The sequence below is a fragment of the Streptomyces sp. NPDC059092 genome (assembly GCF_042756365.1).
GTDB lineage: Bacteria > Actinomycetota > Actinomycetes > Streptomycetales > Streptomycetaceae > Streptomyces.
The window spans coordinates 24,265-39,876 of the sequence record NZ_JBHZEJ010000077.1 but is presented as its reverse complement, the minus strand read 5'-3'; the positions used below and the strand labels follow the sequence as shown (position 1 = coordinate 39,876).

Here is a 15,612-nt window from a genome sequence, read left to right as displayed (position 1 = left end):
AACGGCCCGATCACTGCCCAGGCCTGATCAGTCACTTCATGACGACGCACCACGAACGGACCAACGACCAACCGACATTGCGGACACGCCCTAGGACACCGGCGCGTACGCCTCAAAGCTCAGGTCCGCGCCTCAAAAGCTCAGGCCCATGTCTCAAAGCTCAGCCCGCGCCTCAAAGCTCAGGCCGTGCCTCAGAATCTCAGGCGCGTACGCCGTGGGGCCGGGCGCGCGAGCCTCAAGGGCCATGCCCCGCGCCTCAGGACTCGGGTGAGCGCAGCACCCGCAGATGCCCCCGGCGCCCGACCTCCATCGGATCCGCCCCGCGCGCGCCCTTGCCGCCGCCGTCGGGCGCACGCTCCGGCGGCCGGGCGGCTTCCCGTACGGCGTTGGCCAGGGCTTCGAGATCATCACCGCTCGGTGGCGCCGGGGCGGAGCCGTCCGTCAGCCGGACGACCTCCCAGCCACGCGGCGCGGTCAACCGCCCACTGTGCTCCGCACACAAGTCGTAGCAGTGAGGCTCGGCGTAGGTGGCGAGCGGGCCGAGGACCGCGGTCGAGTCGGCATAGACGTACGTCAGTGTCGCGACAGCAGGGCGGCCGCACGCGGTGCGCGAACAGCGACGTACAGGGCTCACGATGTTGGACGGTACCGCACTCTTGAGCGGGCTGCGACGACTCGCCATCGGGTCACCCCTCCGTGTCGCGGCGCGATCTCCCGTACAAGTTGGCTGGAATCAACTGCCCTGACCTGCACGGAAAGAGGCGTGACGAGTCGACGACACCCCGTAACGCGGTCGCGACTTGGGGCAAATCCGTCAAGGAGGGCGTGATCAACGATCACGCGCACGCCGGAAAGCGAGCTCAAGCTTGGCCTGAATGTTCAATATGCGACATGGCGTCCGACAGAGTTCGAGCCTCGATAACGGGGCGCCGCGGGGAGCTACCCTGCGTCAGTGATGGACAGTCCAGTACCGCCCCGTCCGCCCGAGCCACGGCCGCGCCGCCGCGACCGCCACGGCCGCGGGATGCGCGGGCCGGTCGCCCCGCCCCAGGTACCGCTCTCGACCAGCCGCTCGGAGTCCTTCCGCGATCTCGTACGGGACTCCGTGGACCGGCTGGAGCGGCGCTGGCCGCAGCTCGCCGATGTCGACTTCCTGGTCATGGAGGTACCCAGCACCCTGGAGGATACGGTTCCGCTGGGCAGCTCGGCCCCGGCGGACAAGGATCATCCGGCGCGCATCATCGTCTACCGCCGCCCCGTGGAGCTCCGTACCAAGAACCGTGACGACCGCGCGCTCCTGGTGCACGAGGTCGTCGTCGAGCAGGTCGCCGAGCTGCTGGGGCTGGCGCCCGAGTCCGTCGACCCCCGGTACGGCCAGGAGTGACCGGAGGTCCGTGAGCGGCCGGGGCGATGAGCGGCCGGGGGTCGACGAGCGGCCGGGGGCCGATGAGCGACCGGGGGTCAATGAGCGGCCGGGCCGTGAGCCGACTCGGAGATCCGTGAGCGACCGGCCGTACCGACGGCCGAAAGGCGCTACTTCCCGTTGTCCAGAACGGACAGGTCTTCCCTGGCCCTCGGTACGGACACGGTCCCCCGGTCGTCCGGCAGCGTCTGCACCGTGAACATCGGAACCCCGTCCTCCGGCAGCTCCAGCGTGCGCGCCGCGTGGACCGGCCCGCCCGACTCCGGTTCGACCGTCAGCGCGTACGCGCCCTTCAGCCCGGCCGGTGCCTTCGGGGTGACGGCCAGGGTCGACCGGGCCTTGACCGTGTACGTCTCCACCGTCGCCTCGCCCCCTTCGGTGCCCGCCGAGGACGTGACCTTGACCTTCGCGGAGGCGCCGGGTGCCGTCAGCGAGAGCGTCGAGCCCTTGGCACGGTTGTCGGCCACGGTCGCGCGCGACGCGACGGGCGCGGTCGCCGGGATGAACGCGATCTCCCGCTTCTCGCCCTTGCCCCGCACCACGCGCAGCGCGGCGACCACCGGGGCCCCGCCGCCCGACGACGGGGTGAGCACCAGCGAGCCCGCCTCGCCCTTGGTGATGTCCCCCAGTTCGAGCGCGGCCGTCATCTGCGACTTGACGTGCAAACTCTCGTGTCCCGCCGGCGTGATCGTGCCGTCGGGGGTCGCGAGCTGCACCTTCAGGTCGGCGTCGGCGGACCCGGTCGCGAGCGCCACCAGCCGTACGTCCGTGGCGTCCGCCGGGATGCCCGGCAGCACCACGCTGCCCGCCGGGGTGCCGGAGGCGGTCAGCCAGTCGCTGCCGCCCGCGTCGTCGGCGGCCCGCACCGCCGCGCCGACCCGGCCCGCGCGGGTGGAGACGTGGACGGTCACATTGGGCACGGCCTCGCTGGTCAGGGTGGAGAGCAGCACCGGGACACTGGACCGGGCGGGCACCGGGATGCCCTCCCCCGTCTCGGCCTTGACGGCGCCGTCCGCCCCGTACAGCTCGATGTCCACGATGGCGACGGTGTCGTCGGGGTTGGTGAGGTGGACGTAATCCTGGCGGGAGCGCTCGGTGCTGGCGCCGGGGAACCAGAAGTCGGTGTCGGGCGCGGTGCAGGTCATGCCGAGCAGCCCGCGCGCGCCGCCCACGCTCACCGTGGTGGTCTGCTGCGTGGTCCAGCCGGGGGCGAAGCGGCCGGTGGCCGTGCCGACGAGCGCGGGCGAGCTGGCGCCGCTCGACTCGGCGGAGACGGGGGTGCCCGGCTCCTTGAGGGTGACGAAGGGCTTCCCGTCCGCGGCGACGCCCTTCCCCGCGTCGGCCTGCTTCTCCTCGTCCTTCTTGTCGTCGTCCTTCTTCCCGTCGTCCGTGCCGCCCGGTTCGGCGAGGGTGACCGTGGACTCCTTGAGCTCGGCGGAGCCGCCCGCGTCGGCGGCGGGCTCACTGTCCGCGCCGCCCTTCCCGGTGGGCGTGATGGAGGTGTACGTGGTCTCCGCGACGTCCGAGACGCTGGGCGCCGGGCAGAGCTGGCTCGTGCGCTCCACGGGGAGCCGGGCGACGGTGCCCGAGGCCGTCGTATCCGCGTCCGCCGGGGCGGACATCGAGGCGAAGCCGGTGACGGCGGCGAGGGCGGTGGCGGCCGCGATGAGGGAGAGGGTCGTACGGTTCACTGGTTGCTGTTCCCGTCGGGGCGCTGGCGCGGGTCGTTCTGGTCACCGTCGGCGTAGGGCTGCCGCTGGCCGTATCCGTACGGGTCGTACGGCTGCTGGTCGTACGGCTGCTGGTCGTACGCTCCGGGCTCCGCGTACGTGCCCTGCTGCTGGTACGGGTCGGGGTCACCCTGATAGGGCTGCCGCTGTTGCTGGTACTGCTGCTGGTACGGGTCCCCGGCGTACTGCCCCGCCTGGTAGGGGTCCCGCCCCTCGGCGGAGGTCGGACCCTGGCCGTACGCGGCATGCGCGTTCCGGTCCGCGCTCACAGCGCCGTCCGGGCTCGTGGTGGCACCCGGGGTCACATTGCCGTTGGCGTACGTGGAGCTGTCCCACTCGTCGTACGCCGGCTGCGCGGGCACGGTCCCGTACGCCTGCCGCTGTTCCTCCGCCGGCACCGCGGTCGCCGTCACCGTCGCGGCGGGCGCCTCGGCCCCGGTGGTCCCGGCATCGGGGGCCGCGACGGCCTCCTCGGCCTCGGCCGCCGCCCGGAGACGGCGTGCCCTGCGGCCCTCGCCCTCCACCGGCTGCGCCGGGATCTCGATGTCCTCCTCCGGCAGGTCGTCGTCGATCTCACGGCGCCGCCCCGGCAGGGCGAGCACCAGCAGGAAGACGGCGAGCGCGCCCTGGGTCCAGACCCAGGCGGTGTGGGTGATCGGGTCCTCGTAGGTGAGGTCGAGACGGCCGCCGCCGCCGGGGAGCTCGAAGCCCTGGGCCCAGCCGTCGACGGTCCTCTTCGTCAGTACCTCACCGTCGAGGGTGGCCTGCCACCCCTCGGCGGCCCGGTCCGCGATCCGCAGCACGCGCCCGGCGGCGCCCGCCGGGATCTCCGTGTGCGCCTCGACGGGCCCGGAGGCGACCGCGAGCGACTCGCCGCCGCCCTTGCCGTCGACGATCGTGGCGCGCGCGATCTGCCGGTCCACGCGCCAGAGCGCGCTGCCGTCGAGCTGGCTCAGCCGGGTCAGCCCCGGGGTGGCGTCGAGGGTGCGGCCGGTCTCCGCGGGGGCCCCGTCCCGTACCAGGACGTAACGGACGGCGAAGCCGCTGAGCGTGTCGGTCTGGTCGGCGCCCGAGCCGGCGACGAGGTTCGCGACGACCTTGTCGAGCCGCGCGTCGCCGCCGCCCGCCACGGTCAGCTCGGCGTCGCCGAGCCGCCCGCCCGAGCCGCGGACCAGGGAGTACGAGATCTCGGCGGGCGAGGTGCCGCCGAGGACCAGGGTGCGCGGCTGGTCGCGGGTGACGCTCTCCTCCGCGACGAACGCGGGCACCTGGACCGGGTCGCGGCGCTCCAGCGGGCCCGCGGCGCCGCTGAACATCCAGCCGACGGCGGCGATCAGCGGGGCGAGTCCGGCGGCGGCGGCGATGAGTACGGCGACGGGCTGGCGCCAGCCGAAGCTCTCGGCGGCGACCCTGATCCGCGCGCCGTCCGCGCCGAGGATGGCCGCCGCGATCATCGCGAGGCCTTGGACGAGGGTGGCGGGCCCTGCCCAGCCCGAGTTGTTGGACAGGACGGCGAAGACCATCGCGACCAGCGCCGCCAGCCACGCCGAGCGGATCGCGAACTGCCGTTCGGCACGGAGCAGCGCCGCCAGGGCGGCCAGTACGATCCCGGCCATCAGGACGCCGCCGACGGCCTTGGGGCCGCCGGGGCTCATCCCGAGCAGGTCGATCGGGGAGGCCGTCCCCGTACCGAATTCGAGACCGGCCTCGCGGAAGAGCGCGGACGGGTCGGTGAGCAGCGAGAACGACCAGGGCGCGAGGAGCAGGACGGGGGTGCCGAGCCCGGCGAGGACGCGCGGCCCGTACCCGGCGAGGTCCCGGCGGCGCAGCACCAGCACGCCGAGGCCGAGCACCAGTGCCAGCGGCCAGACGACGGGGGTGAAGGCCATCGTGAAGGTGAGCAGGAAGGCGTACGCCCAGGTGGCGCGCCAGCTTCCGCGCGCCTGCGGGTCGCCGCCGCCGCGCATCGCGTACGCGGAGACGGCGGCGCGGGCGAGCAGCGGCAGCAGGACGGCGAGGACGGCCGTGCCGAGCCGGCCGGTGGCCAGCGCGCCGGTCGCGGCGGGCAGGAACGCGTACGCGACGCTCGCCCAGGCGCGCAGCAGCCGGGACGGGACGAGTGAGCGCGAGGCGAAGTACGCGGTGACCCCGGCGAGCGGTACCGAGCAGACCAGGAGCACGGTCAGCGCGAGGCCGGTGGAGCCGAGGAAGAAGACCGACAGGGCGGCCAGTACGGCGAGGTAGGGCGGCGCGGTGGCGGTGACGCCCGTACCGACGGGGTGCCAGCCGTCGGCGTACCGGGACCAGAGGTCGGAGATGTCGGCGGGTGCGGGCAGCAGGGCGCCGCCCGCGAGCGCGCCGGCGCCGAGCAGGCCGCGGCAGGCGACGAGCGAGACGAGGAGGAGGATCGCGAAGAGCACGGGTCCCGGCTTGTGCGCGAGCTTCTTCAGCCGGGCGAACTGCTCGATCTCCATGAAGTCGGCGTCGTCGCCGCCGGGGCCCGACTCGACGGCGCCGTGGCGTGAGCCGCCGGTGTCGGAGTCGGAGTCGCCGCCGAGGCTCGTGGCGATCTGCTCGACGGTGGCACGGACGGTCGCCCCGGCCGGCGGGAAGAGGGGGCGCAGTTCGGCCGCCTCCACGACGCCCTTGCCGCGTTCCTTGCGGGCGCTGACGATCCGTCCGGGCCGCAGCAGGGTGCCGAGGAGCCCGGTGACCTCGTCGACGGCCTGTCCCGGCGCTTTGCCCACCAGATAGGCGAGCGTGCGCAGGAGCGTACCGAGGACGAGCCGGAAGAGGACGTAGGGAAGGACGGCGGCCCGCGCGTTGACGAGCATGGTGTAGACGGCGCCGGCCTTGTCGACGCGGTGCGGGTTGACGACGGAGCGGCCCGCGCAGTCGACCGTACGGCGCTCGCGGGCGGACGCCTCGGCGTGCCGCAGGACGGCGTCGGGGGCGACGAGGACCCGGTGTCCGGCGGCGTGCGCGCGCCAGCACAGGTCGACGTCGTCGCGCATGAGCGGAAGTCTGCGGTCGAAGCCGCCGAGTTCGTCCCAGACGTCGCGGCGGATGAGCATCCCGGCGGAGGAGACGGACAGGACGGTACGGACCTGGTCGTGCTGGCCCTGGTCCTGTTCGCGGCGGTCGAGCCCGGTCCAGCGGCGTCCGCTGTTGGCGATGGTGACGCCGACTTCGAGGAGCTGCTTGCGGTCGTACCAGCCGCGGAGTTTGGGGCCGACGACGGCGGCGTACTGGTCGGAGTCCGCGACGCGCAGGAGTTCGGCGAGCGCGTCGGGGGCCGGCGCGCAGTCGTCGTGGAGGAGCCAGAGCCACTGCACGGGTTCGCCGTGCGGCAGTTCGGGCAGGTCGTAGTTCTCGTCGCGCCAGGTCCTGGTGACGGGGTCCCAGCCGCCGGGCCGCTTCAGATAGGGCAGATCGTCGGGGGTGAGCACCCCGGCCATCGCGGCGGCCTCTTCCACGGCGGTGCCGAAGCCGGAGCGGCGCGCGAGATGCAGCACGTGCTCGTCGCCGAGCGCCTCGGTGAGCAGCCGGGCCGAGTCGTCGGCGCTGCCGGTGTCGGCTGCCATGACGTTCTGTACGGGGCGTTCCTGGCCGAGCAGGCCCGTGAGGGCGTCGGGCAGCCAGCGCGCGCCGTCGTGGGCGACGAGGACCGCGGTGACGACGTGCCGCGGGAACTCGGGGGCGCTGGTGGTGGCGGGAACGAACGCGGCGGTGGTGGGGGACATTGAGGTGGCGGGCCCTCCGGCCGGGGGGTCGCCCCGAAGGGGCGTGGGAGCGTCTCGGACGGGGCCCCACACTAACGGTAGGAATGCGCGCGGGGCGCCCGGCGCTCGATGTGCCCGGTGCGGCGGCAGGCGTGTTGCCGGGTCCTGGGGGCGGAGCGCGCGGGGGTGCGGAAGGGCGCGAGCGCACGGAAGGACGCGGGGCGTGGGCGGGCGCGGAGGTTCGGCAGGGCGCGCGGGCGGGGAAGGCGCGCGCCGGGAAACACAACGGTCCGCCGCCTGCGGGGAGGTGCAGACTGCGGACCGTGCCATATACGTGTACGTAAGGGAGCGTGCGGCGGTATTCCTCTGTCGCGGCCGGTGTCCGGCCGGACGGCGTTCAGATGGCGGCCTTCTTCAGACGGCGCCGCTCGCGCTCGGACAACCCGCCCCAGATACCGAATCTCTCGTCGTTGGCGAGGGCGTACTCAAGGCATTCCGAACGGACTTCACAGGCGAGGCAGACCTTCTTGGCCTCGCGGGTGGAACCACCCTTCTCGGGGAAGAAGGACTCGGGATCGGTCTGGGCGCACAAGGCGCGCTCCTGCCAGCCGAGTTCCTCTTCCGCGTCCTCGACCAGCAGTTGTTGGAACAGCTCGGTCATGTGCGCCCCTCGTCTGTCTTTTGCGTCCCCGTGGGTATGGCCGCTGTCGAGTTCGGCCGAACGACACGAGTGAAATTACAAGTGTGTGCTCCGGTCCGGTCAAGCCGAGATCTGCTATCGGGCCCGGTATTCACTCTGCGGAACCAAGGCTATGCGGAAAGTGTTCAAATCACCAAAAACCTGACACATGCCACTGGCCTGCCCGCATCACCGCATCCACCCCCCTCCTGCCCCTCTTCCGGCAGAAGAGACGTCACGCACTCCGATCTTGTTGCGGGCCCGGCCGCAGAAGCGATCCGGATCACAGTCTGATCACGAGGGCGCCGAGGTGTTTACGAGCACGGTCGCTGCCCCATGTGTCCGCACCCCTTCGCGCACAAACCTTTCTCCGGACGGAGCAACCGGATGAGGTGAAACATTGCCGCCAAATCGGTCATTGAGTTGACATCCGGAACGGGATTCGCGACCTTAGGTCTCATGCCAGCGCACCGCACGCACCCCGCGACCCACGTCCGTGGATTCCGCAGTGCTGTCCAGGCGCGCTGTTGCTGCTCAAGCTGTTCCGGCTGTTGAAGCCCCCCGGCTCCGGTCGAACCTCTCTCACCTCCCCCTTTTTCCGGTAGCGCACGTCCTTTCTCTGCCGAGGAACCACAGCACCCCATGAACAGCGACAGCGACATCCAGATCGCCGGTGACCTCCTTGAGGTCCAGCACCTCCTCCGCCCCGCCCGGGAGCACCCGGTCACCGTGGCCGAATTCGCCGGCCTCGCCCGTACCCTCGCGGCCGACCGCGCCCAGTGGGCCCCGCACGTCCGGTACGACGCGACCAGCCGCTGGTACCGCCGGCTGCGCACCGGCCCCGGCTACGAGGTGTGGCTGCTCTCCTGGGTACCGGGACAGGGCAGCGGATCACACGACCACGGCCCCTCCTCCGGCGTACTGACGGTGCTCGACGGAGAACTGACGGAGCGTTCGCAGAGCGGAAGCCGGACGCTCGCACCGGGCGCACAGCGGGTCTTCGCCCCCGGATACGTCCACGAAGTGGTCAACGCGGCGATCGAACCGGCCGTGAGCCTGCACATCTACTACCCCGGCCTGACCGAGATGCCCATGCACTCCGCCCGCTGCGCCCCGGCGGCCCAAGGTGTCGTACCCGCCTGACATGCCCACCCGTCACCCGACCACCACCCCTCAACGATCAGCCTGCGGCTGACAGCCCCAGCCGTCACCCGACCACCACCCCTCAACGATCAGCCTGCGGCTGACAGCTCCACCCGTCACCCGACCACCACCCCTCAACGATCAGCCTGCGGCTGACAGACTGTTCTCCATGCGCATTGTGGTTCTGGCCGGCGGCATCGGCGGCGCCCGTTTCCTGCGCGGCCTCAAGCAGGCCGCGCCGGACGCGGACGTCACGGTGATCGGCAACACCGGCGACGACATCCATCTGTTCGGGCTGAAGGTCTGCCCGGACCTCGACACCGTGATGTACACCCTCGGCGGTGGCATCAATGAGGAACAGGGCTGGGGACGTACCGACGAGACGTTCCTGATCAAGGAGGAGCTGGCGGCGTACGGCGTGGGGCCCGGCTGGTTCGGCCTCGGCGACCGCGACTTCGCCACCCACATCGTCCGTACGCAGATGATCAACGCGGGCTATCCGCTCAGCGCCGTCACGGAGGCGCTCTGCGACCGCTGGAAGCCGGGTGTACGGCTGCTGCCGATGACCGACGACCGCGTCGAGACCCATGTCGCGGTCACGCTGCCCGACAGTGGCTCCGCCACGGGGGCCGGCGAGCGCAAGGCCGTGCACTTCCAGGAGTACTGGGTGAGGTTGCGGGCGTCCGTGGACGCGCAGGCCATCGTCCCCGTCGGAGCCGACCAGGCCAAGCCGGCGCCGGGCGTGCTGGAGGCGATCGGCGCCGCCGACGTCATCCTCTTCCCGCCGTCGAACCCGGTGGTCAGCATCGGCACGATCCTGGCCGTGCCCGGCATACGGGAGGCCATCGCCGAGGCGGGCGTGCCGGTCGTCGGCCTCTCCCCCATCGTCGGGGGCGCTCCGGTGCGCGGAATGGCCGACAAGGTGCTCGCCGCGATCGGCGTCGAGGCGACAGCGTCCGCCGTCGCCCTGCACTACGGCTCCGGGCTGCTCGACGGCTGGCTGGTCGACACCGTGGACGCCGGCGCGGTGGACGCGATCGAGGAGGCGGGCATCCGCAGCCGGTCCGTCCCGCTGATGATGACGGACGTGGACGCCACCGCTGCCATGGCCCGCGAGGCACTGGCGCTGGCCGAGGAGGTGCGGGCATGACCCTCTCGTACGGTGTCCGCGCCCTGCCGGGACTGCCCGAGGTGCGCCCCGGCGACGACCTCGCGAAGCTGATCGCGGCGGCCGGTGCCGGGCTCACCGACGGCGATGTCCTGCTGGTCACCTCGAAGATCGTCTCCAAGGCCGAGGGCCGGATCGTCGAAGCGACGGACCGCGAGGCGGCGATCGACGCGGAGACGGTACGGGTCGTCGCGCGGCGCGGGCCGCTCCGTATCGTCGAGAACCGGCAGGGACTCGTCATGGCGGCGGCCGGGGTCGACGCCTCCAACACCGCGCCCGGAACGGTCCTGCTGCTGCCAGAGGACCCCGACGCCTCGGCGCGGGCGATCCGGCGGGGGCTGCGCGACGCGCTCGGCCTCGACCTCGGCGTGATCGTCACGGACACCTTCGGACGCCCCTGGCGCAACGGGCTGACGGATGTGGCGATCGGGGCGGCGGGCGTACGGGTCCTGGAGGACCTGCGGGGCGGGACGGACGTGCACGGCAATCCGCTGTCCGCGACGGTCGTGGCCCTCGCGGACGAGCTGGCCGCCGCCGGTGACCTGGTGAAGGGCAAGGCGGAGAACCTGCCGGTGGCGGTGGTGAGCGGACTGGGACACCTCGTGTCCCCGTACGGAGCGGACGGCAGGGACGACGCGGAAGGCACGGAGAACGCGGACACCGGCGCACGCGCGCTGGTGCGGGTCGCCGCCGACGACATGTTCCGGCTCGGCACCTCCGAGGCGGTACGGGAAGCGGTCACCCAGCGCCGTACGGTCCGTGACTTCACCGACGAGCCGGTCGACCCGGGCGCGGTCCGCCGCGCGGTCGCCGCGGCGATCACCGCCCCGGCACCGCACCACACGACGCCGTGGCGCTTCGTCCTCCTGGAGTCCCCCGCCGCACGGCTGCGGCTCCTCGACGCGATGCGCGACGCGTGGATCGCGGACCTGCGCCGCGACGGCAAGTCCGAGGAGTCGGTCGCCCGCCGCGTACGCCGCGGTGACGTGCTGCGCAAGGCGCCGTATCTGGTGGTGCCGTGCCTGGTCACGGACGGCTCGCACACGTACGGCGACGACCGGCGGGACGGCGCCGAGCGCGAGATGTTCGTGGTCGCGATGGGCGCGGGCGTCCAGAACCTCCTGGTCGCGCTGGCCGGCGAGCGGCTGGGCTCCGCGTGGGTCTCGTCGACGATGTTCTGCCGCGAGGTCGTACGGGAAGTCCTGGACCTGCCCGAGAAGTGGGACCCGATGGGCGCTGTCGCGGTGGGCCACGCGGCGGCCCCGCCGAAGGAACGGCCGGGGCGGTCGGCGGAGACGTTCATCGAGGTGCGCTGAGAGTGGGCCGGACGCGGGCCCGGCCCGGCCGGTCGCTCCCCCGCGAAGAGAAGGCCGACCGCTGAACGTGGACCTCGCGAGCGTCCTGATCAACACCGTGGTCATCGCGCTGCCGTTCGGCGTCGGGCTGCTGCTGGTCAAGGCGGTCCATCTGTTCGTCAGCCGGCGCTGGTTCTTCTCCCGTACCGTCGGCGGTCCCTGGCGCGGGGTGGAGCTGATCGCGCTGAGTCTCGGCGCGGGGCTCCCGGCCTACGTGGCCGGGCTGTCCGTCGGCTGGAACAGCGGAGGCACGGGCACCGCCTGCTACCGGGCGGTGGGCACCTCCATGAGCGACGAGGGACCCCGAGGGGAACTCACGCTCGCCGAGCGGTTCCTCCCGCTGTCCAGCCACTGCCGCTGGGCCGACGGCAGCCACGTCGAACTCGTCCCTGGCTGGGTGAACGTCGTGGTCCTCGCCGCTCTCGCGGGGGTTGCCGTGGGCGCCGCCGTGGCCCTGCGCGGCGTCCGGAGCCGGTAGGCGGGGCTACAGGCGGGCGATGTTCCTGACCGCCATACGGGGCGCGCGGCGCGCCGGGGTACGGCCGCTGAGGAGGATCAGGCGGGTCGCCCGGTGGCGCTGGCCGGCGTACGGGGTGAGGAGTTCCAGCATCGCCGTGTCGTCGGCGTCCCGGTCGTCCGCCAGTGCGTGGCCGACGATGCCCGGCAGGTGGAGGTCGCCGACGGTGACGGCGTCGGGGGCGCCGTTGGACCGCTGGATCACCTCCGCCGAGGTCCAGGGGCCGATGCCGGGGATCAGCTCCAGACGGGCCGTGGCCTCTTCGGGCTCCATGGCCGCGGCCTCCTCCAGGCGGCGGGCGACCCGTACGGCGCGCAGAACGGTCGAGGAGCGCTTGGCGTCCACCCCCGCCTTGTGCCACTCCCAGGAGGGGATCAGCGCCCAGGTCCTGGCGTCCGGCATGACGTACAGCGGCTCACCGGAGGCGAGGGGCGGTCCTGGCGCGGGTTCGCCGTGCGCGCGGACCAGCAGGCGCCAGGCGCGGTACGCCTCGACGGTGGTGACCTTCTGCTCCAGTACGGACGGGATCAGCGACTCCAGTACGAGCCCGGTCCGGCAGAGCCGCAGCCCCGGCCGGCGCCGCAGGGCGTCGACGAGGAGCCGGTGACGCGGTACGAAGGCGTCCGGCTCGTCGGACGCGCCGAGCAGTCCGGGAAGGTGGTCCAGCAGCCACCGCGCGCCGGGCCCCCACGCCTCGGCGTCCACGCCGCCGCCCCGCGCGACGAGCCGCAGTGCGCCGGGCCCGGCGGGCGTCCGGCTCGCACGGCGCACCGCGCCGCCCGGCTCGGCCCGGAAGGTCGGGTCGCCGGGGCCGCGCCGGAGCGGTCCCAGGGTGAGTCCGAGGTCGTACACGCCCTCCGGAGGCGTCCAGCGGCGGCGCAGGCCCTCCGCCTCCGGGGAGCGGGCGGGGCCGGGCACGACAGCACCCGGCGCACGCGCGGGGGACGCGGGGCGCGCGGTGCGGGGGGCGAAGCGTCCTGCCACGGGTGGGGTCCTCGGGGGTCGGGGTCCCCACGAGGGTAGTCCCCGGGCAGGCGGCCTCCGGAACGGCGGTCTCCAGAAGAGCGGTCCCCTGGAGGCGGCCTCTAGAAGAGCGGTCTCCACGAGCCGGTCTCCAGAAGGGCGGTCTCCACGAGGCAGCCGCTACGAAGGCGACCGGTGGCGCGCGGGCCCGCCCTACGCGTCGGACGAGAAGCGCACCGCCCCCGCCGGGAGCACCGCGTCGCACCACACCCGTGCGCCGTCGCGCAGCTCGTTGTCGGCGCCCACCACCGCGCCGTCCCCGACCACCACCCCCGACAGGACCGCGCGGGCACCCACCCGCGCGCCTTCGCCGATCAGCGAGTCCGTGACCACCGCGCCCGGTCCCACCACAGCGCCGGCCAGCACCGCGCTCCCCGTGACGCGCGCGCCCGCGCCGATCGTGGCGCCCTCGGCGACCACCGTGCCGGCCGTGAGCTTCGCGTCGGCGGCCACCGAGGCCGTCGGCAGGACCAGCCGTTCGCCGCAGCGGCCGGGGACCGCCGGGGACGGGGCGCGGCCCAGGACGAGGTCGGCGGAGCCGCGTACGAACGCCTGGGGCGTGCCCAGGTCCAGCCAGTACGTGGAGTCGACCATGCCCTGGAGATGGGCCCCGGCGGCCAGCAGGCCGGGGAAGGTCTCCCGCTCCACCGAGACCGGCCGGCCCGCCGGGATGGCGTCGATCACCGAGCGCCGGAAGACGTACGCGCCCGCGTTGATCTGGTCGGTGACGATCTCCTCCGGTGTCTGCGGCTTCTCCAGGAACGCCGTCACCCGCCCGTCCGCGTCCGTCGGCACCAGGCCGAAGGCGCGCGGGTCGGCGACCCGGGTGAGGTGCAGCGACACATCCGCCCCCGACGCGGTGTGCGTCGCGACGAGGGCCCGGATGTCGAGGCCGGTCAGGATGTCACCGTTGAAGATCAGCACCGGCTCGTCGGGGCCCGAGCGCAGCCGCGACGCCACGTTGCGCAGGGCGCCGCCCGTGCCGAGCGGATCGCGTTCGGTCACGTACTCCAGGCTCAGCCCGAGGGACGAGCCGTCCCCGAAGTACGGTTCGAAGACCTCCGCGAGGTACGACGTGGCGAGGACGACATGCTCGACGCCCGCCGCTCTCGCCCGCGCCAGTTGGTGCGTGAGGAACGGGACGCCGGCCGCCGGGACCATGGGCTTCGGGGTACGCGCCGTCAGGGGCCTGAGCCGCGTGCCCTTGCCACCGACCAGAAGGATCGCTTCAGTCACCGTGTCGTCTCCGCTTCCTGCTGGGGCCGGTTCCTCGTGCATACGTACATACGCACATACATACAGGCGTACACGCAAAGAACTGACCAGTGGTAGCGACCTGTTCGACGTCAGCGGCCCTGATACCTGGCCGCCGACGTACGGACGGCGCCGAGCTTCCCGTAGAGACGAGTCCCCGGGCAGTCGGTGCTGAACCCGTCCCGGTGACCGGAGATGGTGTTCAGGCTGACGCGCGCGCCCTTGCCGTACTTCCCGCTCCCCCCTGAGGTCAGCGTGACCTTCCCCCGCGGGTTCCTGCCGTGCAGACCGAGCTTCCAGGCGGTGAGCTTGGCGACGGCGTTGGTGGCCGCCGACGGCGGATTCGTCCCGCTGTACGACCCGAGGACGGCGATGCCCGTGGTGTTCGAGTTGAAGCCGAGCGTGTGCGCCCCCAGCACCGGCTTGGCCACGCCCCCGGCGCGCCCCTCGTAGATGTTTCCGCACTTGTCGACGGCGAAGTTGTAGCCGAGGTCGCGCCAGCCGCTGCTCTTGACGTGGTAGCGGTAGATACCGCGCAGGACGGAGGGCGACTGCTTGCAGGTGTAGTTGTTGCCGGTCGCGCTGTGGTGCACGAACGCCGCCTTCACCGTGCCGGTGTAGCCGAACCGCTTCTCGCGCAGCGACTCGTTCGCGCCCCATCCCTTGCGGGTGATGATGCGCGGGCGCGGCGCGGCGTACCGCCTCGCGGCGGCGTCGGCCACCTGCGCCTCGACCGCCGCCTTGGTGAGGGCGGGGATCTCGGCGGCGCCCAGTTCCGTCTGCCCTTCGTTGGCGGCCGAACTGGCCATGTCCTCGGCGGACATGGCGGCTCCGCCCGCCAACTCGCCGGTCATGGTGCCGCTCGCGGGGGACGTTCCCGTCTCCAGGCTCGCCGGGGTACCGGTCGCGGTGCCTGACTCGGTGCCCGGCCGGGCTTCCGGCCGAGCTTCCTCGTTGCTGTCCGGCCCGCCTTCCGACGGTGTGTACGGCAGCGTCTCGGGCTCTTCCCCCGGGTCGATCAGCTCCAGCCGGAGACCCCGCGGCAGCAGCGAACGTACCGGCCCCGTCTCGTTCTCCTCCTCGGTGGCGCGCACCCGCAGCTCCACTCCGTCCGAGCCGCCGACCCACAGAGGGGCGGTCGAGCCGCGTACGGTCCCCGAGTCCCGCTCCTGCGTCCCGGGGTCGGCGCCGTGCTCCTGGTTGTGCGTCTCGACCTCCAGCCAGTCGGACCAGACGTGGGTGCCGACCGCGCGGGTACGGACCTGGACCGTGCCGCGGAGTTCGTCGTCGGCGTCGTCCCAGACGACGCCGACCAGCGAGAAGGGCCGTACGTCCCGCGCGGCCACCCCCTGTTCCGCGGCGGCGCCCCGCGCCCGGGTCGAGCCGAGGGGCCGCAGCGGTACGGACTCGGTGGAGCCCGGCACCGCCACCGCGGGGTGGGCCTGCGGGCCGGTCCAGGGGCCGGCGTTCCGACCGGACGGTGGGGCTGCCGGGGACGCGGCGAGCGCGCCCGACGGCAGCGACAGCGGGAGAACGAGTACGGCGGTGCACGCCACGCCGATCGAGGTTGCAAGGTAGGCACGCATGAGCCGATCCTC

Annotated in this window: 12 protein-coding genes; 5 read left to right on the top strand and 7 right to left on the bottom strand. The window is 73.0% G+C overall.

Annotation, left to right across the window (positions count from 1 at the left end; all coding sequences use genetic code 11):
* Positions 1-256 precede the first annotated feature (256 nt).
* The gene (locus ACFXPL_RS31770) at positions 257-682 is read right to left on the bottom strand and encodes a DUF3499 domain-containing protein (protein WP_384926126.1); all 426 of its coding nucleotides are present in this window, start codon (positions 680-682) and stop codon (positions 257-259) included.
* Between the two features lie 273 nt (positions 683-955).
* Here ACFXPL_RS31770 and ACFXPL_RS31765 point away from each other — a divergent pair, with 273 nt between their 5' ends.
* On the top strand, positions 956-1,384 hold the full coding sequence (locus ACFXPL_RS31765; RefSeq protein ID WP_384926124.1) for a metallopeptidase family protein: 429 nt from the start codon (positions 956-958) through the stop codon (positions 1,382-1,384).
* Between the two features lie 149 nt (positions 1,385-1,533).
* On the opposite strand, the gene ACFXPL_RS31760 is transcribed toward ACFXPL_RS31765, so the two are convergent.
* The 3 genes from ACFXPL_RS31760 to ACFXPL_RS31750 form a co-directional block, all read right to left on the bottom strand.
* Positions 1,534-3,114 carry a DUF5719 family protein gene (locus tag ACFXPL_RS31760; protein ID WP_384926122.1) on the bottom strand — a complete coding sequence of 527 codons (1,581 nt, stop codon included), beginning with the start codon at positions 3,112-3,114 and terminating at the stop codon, positions 1,534-1,536.
* On the bottom strand, positions 3,111-6,896 hold the full coding sequence (locus ACFXPL_RS31755; protein WP_384926120.1) for a glycosyltransferase family 2 protein: 3,786 nt from the start codon (positions 6,894-6,896) through the stop codon (positions 3,111-3,113). The genes ACFXPL_RS31760 and ACFXPL_RS31755 overlap by 4 nt, the downstream gene beginning before the upstream one ends.
* A 376-nt stretch (positions 6,897-7,272) precedes the next feature.
* On the bottom strand, positions 7,273-7,536 hold the full coding sequence (locus ACFXPL_RS31750; RefSeq protein ID WP_030742398.1) for a WhiB family transcriptional regulator: 264 nt from the start codon (positions 7,534-7,536) through the stop codon (positions 7,273-7,275).
* Between the two features lie 660 nt (positions 7,537-8,196).
* Here ACFXPL_RS31750 and ACFXPL_RS31745 point away from each other — a divergent pair.
* From ACFXPL_RS31745 to ACFXPL_RS31730, 4 genes are all read left to right on the top strand, one after another.
* Entirely contained in the window at positions 8,197-8,697 is a 501-nt protein-coding gene (locus ACFXPL_RS31745; protein ID WP_384926118.1) for a cysteine dioxygenase, read from the top strand.
* Between the two features lie 169 nt (positions 8,698-8,866).
* A complete protein-coding gene (gene cofD / locus ACFXPL_RS31740; protein WP_384926116.1) occupies positions 8,867-9,847 on the top strand; it encodes a 2-phospho-L-lactate transferase in 981 nt (326 codons plus the stop codon).
* Positions 9,844-11,181, top strand: coding sequence for a coenzyme F420-0:L-glutamate ligase (locus ACFXPL_RS31735; RefSeq protein ID WP_384926114.1), 1,338 nt, complete (start codon positions 9,844-9,846; stop codon positions 11,179-11,181). The genes cofD and ACFXPL_RS31735 overlap by 4 nt, the downstream gene beginning before the upstream one ends.
* Before the next feature lie 67 nt (positions 11,182-11,248).
* On the top strand, positions 11,249-11,698 hold the full coding sequence (locus tag ACFXPL_RS31730; RefSeq protein ID WP_384926112.1) for a hypothetical protein: 450 nt from the start codon (positions 11,249-11,251) through the stop codon (positions 11,696-11,698).
* Positions 11,699-11,704: 6 nt separating this feature from the next.
* Here ACFXPL_RS31730 and ACFXPL_RS31725 read toward each other — a convergent pair whose 3' ends face one another.
* From ACFXPL_RS31725 to ACFXPL_RS31715, 3 genes are all read right to left on the bottom strand, one after another.
* The gene (locus tag ACFXPL_RS31725) at positions 11,705-12,721 is read right to left on the bottom strand and encodes a DNA-3-methyladenine glycosylase family protein (RefSeq protein ID WP_384926110.1); all 1,017 of its coding nucleotides are present in this window, start codon (positions 12,719-12,721) and stop codon (positions 11,705-11,707) included.
* A gap of 192 nt (positions 12,722-12,913) precedes the next feature.
* Positions 12,914-13,996: a sugar phosphate nucleotidyltransferase gene (locus ACFXPL_RS31720; RefSeq protein ID WP_384926108.1), complete on the bottom strand. Its 1,083-nt coding sequence runs from the start codon at positions 13,994-13,996 to the stop codon at positions 12,914-12,916.
* A 110-nt stretch (positions 13,997-14,106) separates the two neighbouring features.
* The gene (locus ACFXPL_RS31715) at positions 14,107-15,600 is read right to left on the bottom strand and encodes a peptidoglycan recognition protein (protein ID WP_384926106.1); all 1,494 of its coding nucleotides are present in this window, start codon (positions 15,598-15,600) and stop codon (positions 14,107-14,109) included.
* Between the last annotated feature and the right edge of the window lie 12 nt (positions 15,601-15,612).